Source organism: Novipirellula sp. (genome assembly GCF_041583735.1).
In the GTDB taxonomy this organism is placed as follows: domain Bacteria; phylum Planctomycetota; class Planctomycetia; order Pirellulales; family Pirellulaceae; genus Novipirellula.
Window position 1 is genome coordinate 1 of the sequence record NZ_JBFHFD010000313.1, and the last position, 9,557, is coordinate 9,557.

Below are 9,557 nucleotides of genomic sequence, written 5' to 3' on the forward strand. Positions count from 1 at the left end.
ATTTGATCTTGGCCGACCGGAACGACTTCGGAGTCATAGATCAAGATGTCCGCAGCCATCAAGACGGGATAGGTGAAAAGCCCCGCGTCGGCGTTCAGCCCCTTTTCTTTTTTGTCTTTGTAGGCGTGGCACCGCTCCAGCAGTCCCATCGGCGTACCGGTCATCAATAACCACGTCAACTCGCTGACTTCCGGCACTTGCGACTGCACGAACAGCGTTGCCTTTTTCGGATCCAACCCGAGCGCCAACAGGTCCAATGCAGCGTCGAGCGTGTATTGCTTGAGCGCTTTCGCGTCACGAACGGTCGTCAAGGCGTGCATGTCTGCGATGAAGTAAAAGCCATCGTTGTCATCTTGCAGGTCAATGTATTGATGAATCGCACCAAAAAAGTTGCCCCAGTGAGGTCGTCCGGTGGGTTGGATACCAGAGAGAACACGCATGCAAAAAACCTTCAAGAAAACGAAACCAGGAAACGAAGCGGCTCACTGAGTCCAAACCCAATGAGCCGTCTTTATACGATGGACGCGATGATCCGTCGCGAGGTGATCCAAGATTGCTAAAAAGTAGCCAGCTAAGTCTGCGTCAGCTTGCCGCAGCGGATTCGGAAGCCGACGATGTGGTCGATGCAATGGGAGCCTCGAGGACACCGCGGCAGCGTTGCCACATCAGAATTCCCTCCAACACCATCCAGGCTTGCAAGCCAAGGATGCCAAATCCGAATAGGATCAATGTCCATTTTTGTTGAGGGATCCAGTTATAAACCAAGTCGTACGTCATCGCCCATGCTGGCATAACCAACATGATGAACATCGGAATGGCGACAAACGCGAACGGTTTGGAGCGCCGGGCAAGGTAAAAGACGGCGACCATCAGAGCCAACCCGGCCAGCAATTGATTGGTCGCTCCGAATAGGGGCCACAGCACCATCCCGCCTGTTCCTGGTTTGTCACCCACCCCGAGCGCGATGACAGCGGCGACCGCAACCGCGATTCCCGTTGCGATGAACTTATTGGTCATCGGTTTGATATGCACACTTTCGCCAAGTTCTTGCAAAACATAACGTTGCAATCGGGTCGCGGTATCGAGCGTGGTCGCAGCAAAGCTGGCGACAAGCACCGCCATGATCGCGACGGCGAGTTTCAGCGGCAGCCCGATTGTGGCCAAAAAGTTTGCTCCTCCATCGATAAACGCAGCCAATTTCTGAGGCAATTTGTGGTCGGCCCAACCGCCTGGGGATCCATCGGCCTTGGTCGCGCGGTAATACATTTTCCAAGCCGCGTTGCCAGTCACGACCGTGCCGTCGGCAGCCAACACGTTGGTATACTCGCCGACACCGTTGACTTCGGTTCGTTCGACTCGTCCCATCCCGACGCCGGCGCAACACGCCAAAATCACGAGGACCGCCAAGGCACCTTCGAGCAACATTGCTCCATAACCAACGGCTTGAGCATCGGTTTCACAATTGATTTGTTTGCTGGTCGTTCCGCTGCTGACCAAACAATGAAACCCGCTACAGGCACCGCATGCGATTGTGATGAACAAGAAGGGAAGTATCGGTGGGGCGTCGGCGGGGACATTCTCGGCCTTGGCAATCGCCGGAGCCGAGGCCATCAGATCGGCATGCCCTGTGACCGAGGCGACTCCTAATCCGATCACCAGCAGTGCTAGTGCGACATACAGTTGGTGGCTGTTGATGTAATCGCGGGGTTGCAGCAGCAGCCAAACCGGCAGCACCGAAGCGGCGAACGCATAGGCCAATAAAATCAACGTCCAAACGACCACAGGGGTGAAAAAGCCATTGCTGTTTTCGGGCAACGAAATCGGCATGTAGTACGCACCGAAGTAAACGGCACCGTAGAGAACCACCAATCCGAAGACGCTGGGGCCGAGCAATCCACCCCCTTTTTTATAGACCCAAATGCCGATTCCGATGGCGACTGGCATCGCGATCCAAACGCTCAAAACTGATTCGGGGTAGATCGCGAAGATAATGGCAATCACCAAGCCAAAGACGGCGAGGACGACGGACAACGCGAGTGCTAGCACGGCCAGAAACAGCACCTTGGCTCGCGGCGTGATCAATCGCCCCGCGACTTCACCGATCGTTTGTCCTTTGTTGCGAAGTGAAATGACAAGCGCCGCCATATCGTGAACGCCGCCGATCAAGATCGATCCCAAAACGACCCACAACAGCGCGGGCAACCATCCCCAAAACACGGCCAATGCAGGGCCCACAATCGGCCCCGTCCCCGCAATACTGGTGAAGTGGTGCCCAAAGATCACCGATCGCCGCGTCGGGACAAAATCGACATCGTCGCGAAGTTCGTGACTGGGGACGACCGCTTCGGGGCTTAACTGAAACAAACGCCGCGCTAACCAGCGACCATAGGTGTTGTAGGCAACGATGAAACCGATCATCGACGCCACGGCCACAATCAATGTGCTCATGGAAAATAACGATCTAAACAAAGGATGGGGGGAGCGAAAAACGCTTGGAATTTGATCATCGCCTGCGAAAAGCTCCGGTGAGCTAGGGCTCGGTGAGCTGCGATACGGACGATGCTCGGTGGGATCTGCAAATTAGACTCGCACGAATGACGGTGTTTCGTGTTCACGGTCATTCGTGTATACCGCCCGTAGTATAGGACGATTTACGCCCTATAATACCGTGGTCAACTCTCAAAATCTTTCCTTTAATGCAACGAAATCCGGGAGCCGCACAAGCGTGAGCGACAAAATAGAGAAGACAATTATCATTGGAAGTGGGCCTGCGGGATGGTCCGCAGCAATTTATGCCGCTCGCGCGAACCTGAATCCGGTCGTTTATGAGGGCACCGTGCGTCCGGAAATGATTCCGTTGGGCCAGTTGGCGTTTACCACGGAAGTCGAAAATTTTGCGGGTTTCCCCGCCGGAAATATCCGCGCGTTCGTCGAATCCGCCGTCGACAAGGACCGCCATTGGAATTTGCCGATGCCGCCGGCGGGGCACGAAAAAGACGGCCAGCCCCATTACGCCGTCCAAGGCGTCGAGTTGATGGAGTTGATGAAGCAGCAAGCACTTAACTTCGGCACGCGTGTGGTTAGCGACGATATCGAAAGCGTCGACTTTTCCGGTGACGTTCACGTGCTGAAACCTGCCAGCGGCGAACCGGTCAAAGCAAAAACTGTGATCATCGCGACCGGCGCGCGTGCCAATTACCTCGGTTTGGATACCGAGGAAGCTTACAAGAACAAGGGCGTCAGCGCGTGTGCGGTCTGTGACGGTGCCTTGCCAATCTATCGCGCCAAGCCACTTGCGGTCGTCGGCGGTGGTGACTCGGCGGTCGAAGAAGCAACCTATCTTGCGAATCTAAAGAACGCTGCGACCATCTACTTGATCGTACGCCGTGACGAGATGCGAGCATCCAAAGTGATGCAGGATCGTGCTCTGAACCATCCCAAAATCGAGATGAAGTGGAACAGTGTCGTCGATGAAGTCTATGGCGATGAGAAAATCGTCACCGGAATCAAGCTGAAAAGCACTGTCGATGGCTCGATCAGCGACTTGCCGGTCGGTGGCATGTTCGTCGCCATTGGACACACGCCGAACACCAAGTTTCTCGGCGGTGCGGTCGAGACGAACAGTAGCGGCTATATTCGTTGGACAAAAAGTTTCCGTACCAACACTACCGTGAAGGGCGTTTTTGCTGCAGGCGACGTCGCTGACGATTATTATCGACAAGCGATCACGTCCGCGGGAACTGGATGTATGGCAGCACTGGATGCCGAACGTTACCTCGCTGAACTCGAAGGTTAAGCGAGATCGCATCGCCGCGTTTCGCAGGGTCTTCGGGTGCTGCCGCGGCGTAAATACTGTGGCTACCGTCGCCAGACGGTGGAAATAGGTCTCGATGGAAATGCGTCGAAACATTCCACGTTCTGGCGAGCGTAGCTACTGCGAGATGTCCGTTTGCCGGATGTCCGCGTCCCCTACCGACCTTATCTTTTCCTTCTTCCCACACCCACCACTCCCTTAGAAATCTCGCCATGTCAGCAGCCGAAACCGAACAAATAGCTCTCGGAAATGAGAAAGTCCAAGCCGATCGCGAGTTGCTTCGGCAGGCACAAGCCGATGGCAAGGTGCTAGGAGCTTACATTCGGTTGTCCGGTCCTGGTTGGTTGCAAAGTGCGATCACGTTGGGCGGGGGGTCGCTGGCCGGATCGTTGTTCCTCGGCGTGCTGGGCGGCTACAGCATGCTGTGGTTGCAATTGGTCGCGATTGTCTTGGGCGTCGTGATGTTATCGGCGATCAGCTATGTCACGCTGAGCACCGGGCGTCGTCCGTTTGAGGCGATCAACAGCGAAATCAACCCGGCGCTCGGTTGGGGTTGGATTGTGGCAACGATCATGGCCAACATGATTTTCTGTATGCCCCAGTTCAGTCTGTGCTACGACGCACTTGATAAAAATCTAGCGACGTTGGGTGGAGGCGATGGATTGGGCAGCGGTGCGATGACCAAATGGGGAATCACGATCGCATTGTTCCTTGCTGCCGGTTTTGTTGTCTTGCTAAACACTCGCCAAGGCAAAGCGGCGAAGGTGTTTGATTTATTCCTCAAAGGTCTGATCGGCATGGTCGTGATCTGTTTTGTTGGCGTCGCCGTGCTGCTGTTCGGCAGCGGTGAGCTTGAATTCGGCACGATTTTGGCCGGTTTTATTCCCGACCTGGGACAATTCATGCATCCGGCGGGCGCCCTACAAGGATTAGTCGAAGGGTTATCGCCCGAGGGTGAAGCCTTTTGGACTCAAAAGTTGATGGGCACACAGCGGAGCGTGATGATCTCGGCGATTGCCACCGCCGTTGGGATCAACATGACGTTCTTGTTGCCTTATTCGATGCTGGCTCGCGGTTGGGATAAGCCCTTTCGTGGACTCGCACGCTTTGACTTGTCTACCGGCATGGCGATCCCGTTCGTGCTAGTGACTAGCTGTGTTGTAATCGCCGCCGCCGCATCGTTCCATAACAAGATTGATCCGCAATTGGCGTCGACCAACCTTGCCGAAATGGAACAATCACCGACGTTTGGTGCGGTCAAATCAAGCTTGCTTGCTCGCGTCGATCTTGAGCTCGGCGACGCCGCAGCGACCACCGACGAGGCAACCAAGCTGGAAATGGTGGCGAAGCTGCCTGAAGATGAAAAACGAATCGCATCCGCACTGATCAAACGTGATGCGTTTCAGTTGTCACGAACCTTGGCACCCCTGTTGGGCGACGGCAAAGCAAAGCTTGTTTTCGGACTCGGCGTGTTTGGTATGGGATTCTCGACGATCATCATTTTGATGTTGATCAACGGCTATGCGTTTCAAGAGTTGTGCGGCCGTCCCGGCAGCAGCAGCTTGTTTGTTACCGGCGTTTTGGTCGCTGGAATCTCCGGAGCCAGTTGGGTGTGGTTGTGGACCGACGATCAAACTCGATTTTGGCTGGCTATTTTCGCCAGCACGTTTGCGGTGATGTTGTTGCCGATCGCCTATATCACTTTCTTTCTGATGATGAACAGTCGGCGAATCCTGGGTGATGACAAACCGACCGGTGGCCGGATGGTGGCCTGGAATGTCATGATGATTTTGGCGGTCGCCGGTGCCGTGGCTGCCGCTGGAACGGCGATGTACGACAAGGCGATGGACACTCAGAACCCGATTTCTTTCTATGTTGTGATTGGGATTCTAATTGTCTACTCGCTGGCAGTGGCGATTGGATTTGCGTTCCGAAAACCGTCCAAGACCGCTGTGGAACAATAAAGTAATTGGCGAACGTGGCGTTACAGCTAAGAATGAGGGTTGGGTGTCGTGGACGAGGCAACGAGTCCATTGCAAAAAACGGGGACTTGTTGCCTCGTCCACTACCTGAAATGGTTGAATCGGACGCCACTTATCGCTCCCCCTTTGTAAAAGCTTCAAATCAAAAGGATTGACGATGCAAGACAACTGGATTCGTGTCGCCGAGGCTCGCAAAGCCGAGTCGGCGGGCCGCGACTGCGAAGTTCGTGGCTGGGTTCGCACGCGTCGCGACAGCAAAGGGGGCTTCAGTTTTATCGAAGTCAACGACGGCAGCTGCCTTGGCAATATCCAAGTCGTGGCGCCCGGAGAACTGGATAACTACGCCGACGAAGTTCAAAAATTGACGGCGGGCTGCAGCGTCGTGGTCGCCGGTAAATTGGTGGAATCGCCAGCCAAGGGGCAAGCCACCGAACTGCAAGCGACTTCGCTGCGAGTACTCGGTTGGGCCGACCCCGAGACCTACCCGCTGCAAAAGAAACGTCACTCGTTCGAGAAGCTACGCGAGTGGGCGCACTTGCGAACTCGCACCAACACGCTCAGCGCGGTAATGCGAACGCGAAATCAAATCAGCCAATCCATTCACAACTTCTTTCACGAAAACGGATTCTTCTACACACACACGCCGATCATCACGGCGAGTGATTGCGAAGGTGCCGGCGAGATGTTTCGTGTCACGACACTCGATCTGGACATGCTCGCTAAATCGGGCGGTCCGGTGAAATTTGAGTACGACTTTTTTGAAAAGCCGGCCTATTTGACCGTCAGCGGTCAACTGAATGGCGAAACCTATGCCACCGCACTCGGACGCATCTATACGTTCGGGCCGACGTTCCGCGCCGAAAACAGTAACACCAGCCGGCATCTTGCCGAGTTTTGGATGGTCGAACCCGAAGCCGCCTTCTTTGACCTGGCCGACGACATGCGGTTGGCCGAAGATTTCTTGAAGCGAATCTTTACCGATTGCTTGAATCATTGCGACGAAGACATGCAGTTCTTCGACCAGCGAATTCAACCCGGCGTGATCGACCAAATTCGCTCGGTCGTCGAACGGCCGTTCGCTCATATGACCTATACCGAAGCGATCAAAATTCTCGAAACTTGTGACGCAAGATTTGATTATCCGATTTCGTGGGGCACCGATCTACAAGCCGAACACGAACGCTATCTGACCGAAGTGCATGTCAAAGGTCCCGTGATCCTGACCGATTACCCATCCTCAATCAAACCGTTTTACATGCGGGTCAGCGATGATGGAAAAACGGTCGCCGCAATGGATGTGCTTGTTCCAGGCGTGGGTGAAATCATCGGCGGCAGCCAACGCGAAGAACGGCTCGACGTGTTGACGTCGCGAATGACCGAAGCGGGGCTGAACGAAGAAGATTACTGGTGGTACATCGATTTGCGTCGCTTTGGTACCGTGCCGCACGCAGGCTTTGGGCTCGGGCTTGAACGAGCGGTCCAGTACGTCACCGGGATGTCCAATATTCGTGACGTGATTCCGTTCCCCCGCACCCCCGGCAACGCCGACTTCTAATGAGCACCGGCCGATTGGCACCGTCCCCGACCGGAGCTCAGCACTTAGGAAATGCTCGTACCTATTTGCTCGCCTACTGGTCCGCTCGCAGCACCGGCAAAAAAATCATCTTGCGAATCGAGGATATCGATTCACCGCGTGTTAAATCTTGGGCGATTCAGCAAGCGATCGACGACCTGCGTTGGTTGGGAATTGATTGGGACGAAGGCCCCGATGTCGGTGGTCCGCATTCGCCCTACATCCAAACCGAGCGGCAATCGCTGTACGCCAAGGCACTCGAGCGACTGATCGCCGCGAATCGCGTCTTTCCATGCAATTGTTCGCGGCAAGACATTGCCGATGCAGGCTCGGCACCTCATTTTGAGCACGAAGGAAACATTTATCCTGGCACCTGTGCGAGTTGGCAGAACGGTGATCCGCTGCCCGAGGCGGGCACGTTTTCCTGGCGATTCCGCGTCAATGATCATCCGATTGAAATCGACGATCTGGTACTCGGAAAACAGAGCTGCAATCCTGCAGCGCATCTCGGTGCGTTCCCGATCACGCAAAAAAATGGCAGCTACTCTTATCATCTTGCTTGTGTTGTCGATGATGCGGCGATGGGAGTGAGCGAAGTGGTGCGCGGCGACGACTTGCTGCCCAGTGCATTCCGGCACATTGAACTTGCCGATGCACTCGATCTGCCTCGGTCACACTACGCTCACGTTCCGTTGATCAAAGGCCCCGACGGTCGCCGCTTGGCCAAACGCCACGGTGATACGCGGCTGAGTTTGTATCGTGAACAAGGCGTCGCCCCGGAAACCATTGTCGGCTGGGCCGCATTTACCGCCGGCTTAACCGACACGGCGACTCCGCGGAGTGCCGACGAGGTGATCCCGCTGTTTGCTTGGTCAAAACTCAATCGAAACGCGATCGTCGTCCACGAGCAGGAAACGACTGGCTGGATCCGCGATTAAACTGGAACACCGAACTGGTTGGCAAACATCAGCCGACGTTGCCAATGAAATTCTTTCCAGCGAGCGTTTTCCAAGCGAGCTAGCGTTCACGACACGCTGATTCACAGGGAGTTTCTTCCGCGTCACAAGCGGATGCGGTTGAGCAGGCGTCGGTCTTAGGCAGCACCAATTCGACTCGCCGTGCGGAGCAATGGTCGCCTGCCAGCTCGGCGACCACCGAACGAACCTGCTCGAAACCGGTTCGCAGTAAGAAGGTGGGGGCACGACCGTAGCTTTTCATGCCCACGACATAGAAATTAGGTTCGGGGTGTTTCAATTCCTCCGCTCCGTGTGGCGGAACCGATCCGCAACTATGGTGGTTTGGGTTGATCAAGTTCCCCAGCCGTTTTGCCGCTTCGGTTGCAAGATCAAATTCAAGTCGCAGCTCTCGCAGCATTTCTAAATTAGGACGTGAGCCGGCGGAAACGATGATTTCGTCGACCACCACGCGTGATGCACCCTCGACGTCGATAACCTCGATTCCATCGTCGCAGTGCGGCTTCAGTGCACTGATCGACAACCCCGGCATCAGCGTCACGGCATCCGATTTCACCGCGGATTGGACACGGGTTCCCAGTGCACCACGTTCCGCGATTTCGTCCGCACAACCTTTTCCCCATAGTGTTGAGGTGTCTGTTCGCCGGATGCCCCATGTGACGGCGGTCGTTTGGTCCTCGTTCCTGAGTTCCGCCAAACTCAATACACTTCCAAATGCAGAATGCCCCGAGCCAACTACGAGGACTCGTTTTCCGCTGTACTGCTGCCGCTGTTGTCCCAAAATATCGGGAATGCCGTAACGAATGTGCGAACTGAGTTGTTGTTCTCCATCTGCCATGACACCTCCAGCACCAAGCGGATTGGGGTTTGTCCAGGTTCCCGAAGCATCGATGACCGCGCGAGCTTTGAAACGTCGTGGACCATCGGCTGTCTCGGTGACAATCAGAAACGGCGCGTCGTTGCGGTTGCCGTCTTTCATGCGATCATGGCCGTCACGCGAAACGGAAACCACTTTGTGATGAAGTTTGATTTGGCTCGCGATCGCAGGGTGAGCCGCCAACGGATCGAGAAAATTTTCAACGAGTTCTTTTGCATAGGGAACCGCGTCTCCGCAAGGTTCGGTCCAGGCTACGTTGGCCTCAAGAAGCCGCTTGCCGGCCGGGTCGAGCAACATCGACCAAGGTGTAAACAATCGGACATGCCGCCATTGCCAG

The 9,557-nt window shown here is 55.3% G+C and carries 5 protein-coding genes and 2 pseudogenes; 4 read left to right on the forward strand and 3 right to left on the reverse strand.

The window, feature by feature from the left end; translation table 11 throughout:
* Both ABX962_RS20810 and ABX962_RS20815 read right to left on the reverse strand, forming a co-directional pair.
* Nucleotides 1-440 (reverse strand): annotated as a pseudogene (locus ABX962_RS20810) (tryptophan--tRNA ligase); the annotation flags it as partial.
* Nucleotides 441-582: 142 nt separating this feature from the next.
* A complete protein-coding gene (locus ABX962_RS20815) occupies nt 583-2,448 on the reverse strand; it encodes a carbon starvation protein A (RefSeq protein ID WP_372721941.1) in 1,866 nt (621 codons plus the stop codon).
* A gap of 277 nt (nt 2,449-2,725) precedes the next feature.
* On the opposite strand from ABX962_RS20815, the gene ABX962_RS20820 reads away from it, so the two are divergent.
* From ABX962_RS20820 to gluQRS, 4 genes are all read left to right on the forward strand, one after another.
* Entirely contained in the window at nt 2,726-3,796 is a 1,071-nt protein-coding gene (locus ABX962_RS20820; RefSeq protein ID WP_372721943.1) for an NAD(P)/FAD-dependent oxidoreductase, read from the forward strand.
* 230 nt (nt 3,797-4,026) lie between these two features.
* On the forward strand, nt 4,027-5,778 hold the full coding sequence (locus tag ABX962_RS20825) for a divalent metal cation transporter (protein ID WP_372721945.1): 1,752 nt from the start codon (nt 4,027-4,029) through the stop codon (nt 5,776-5,778).
* A 175-nt stretch (nt 5,779-5,953) separates the two neighbouring features.
* Nucleotides 5,954-7,351, forward strand: a complete 1,398-nt coding sequence (gene asnS, locus ABX962_RS20830) for an asparagine--tRNA ligase (protein ID WP_372721947.1) — start codon at nt 5,954-5,956, stop codon at nt 7,349-7,351.
* A complete protein-coding gene (gene gluQRS, locus ABX962_RS20835; RefSeq protein ID WP_372721949.1) occupies nt 7,351-8,307 on the forward strand; it encodes a tRNA glutamyl-Q(34) synthetase GluQRS in 957 nt (318 codons plus the stop codon). Before asnS ends, gluQRS begins: the two co-directional genes overlap by 1 nt.
* A gap of 79 nt (nt 8,308-8,386) precedes the next feature.
* On the opposite strand, the pseudogene ABX962_RS20840 reads toward gluQRS, so the two are convergent.
* Nucleotides 8,387-9,557: pseudogene (locus ABX962_RS20840) on the reverse strand (FAD dependent oxidoreductase); the annotation flags it as partial.

Excerpts from the sequence above, each read along its gene's own strand:
- asnS (WP_372721947.1), top strand. The coding sequence starts at position 5,954 with ATGCAAGACAACTGGATTCGTGTCGCCGAGGCTCGCAAAGCCGAGTCG.
- ABX962_RS20825 (WP_372721945.1), top strand. The coding sequence starts at position 4,027 with ATGTCAGCAGCCGAAACCGAACAAATAGCTCTCGGAAATGAGAAAGTC.
- ABX962_RS20815 (WP_372721941.1), bottom strand. The coding sequence starts at position 2,448 with ATGAGCACATTGATTGTGGCCGTGGCGTCGATGATCGGTTTCATCGTT.
- gluQRS (WP_372721949.1), top strand. The coding sequence starts at position 7,351 with ATGAGCACCGGCCGATTGGCACCGTCCCCGACCGGAGCTCAGCACTTA.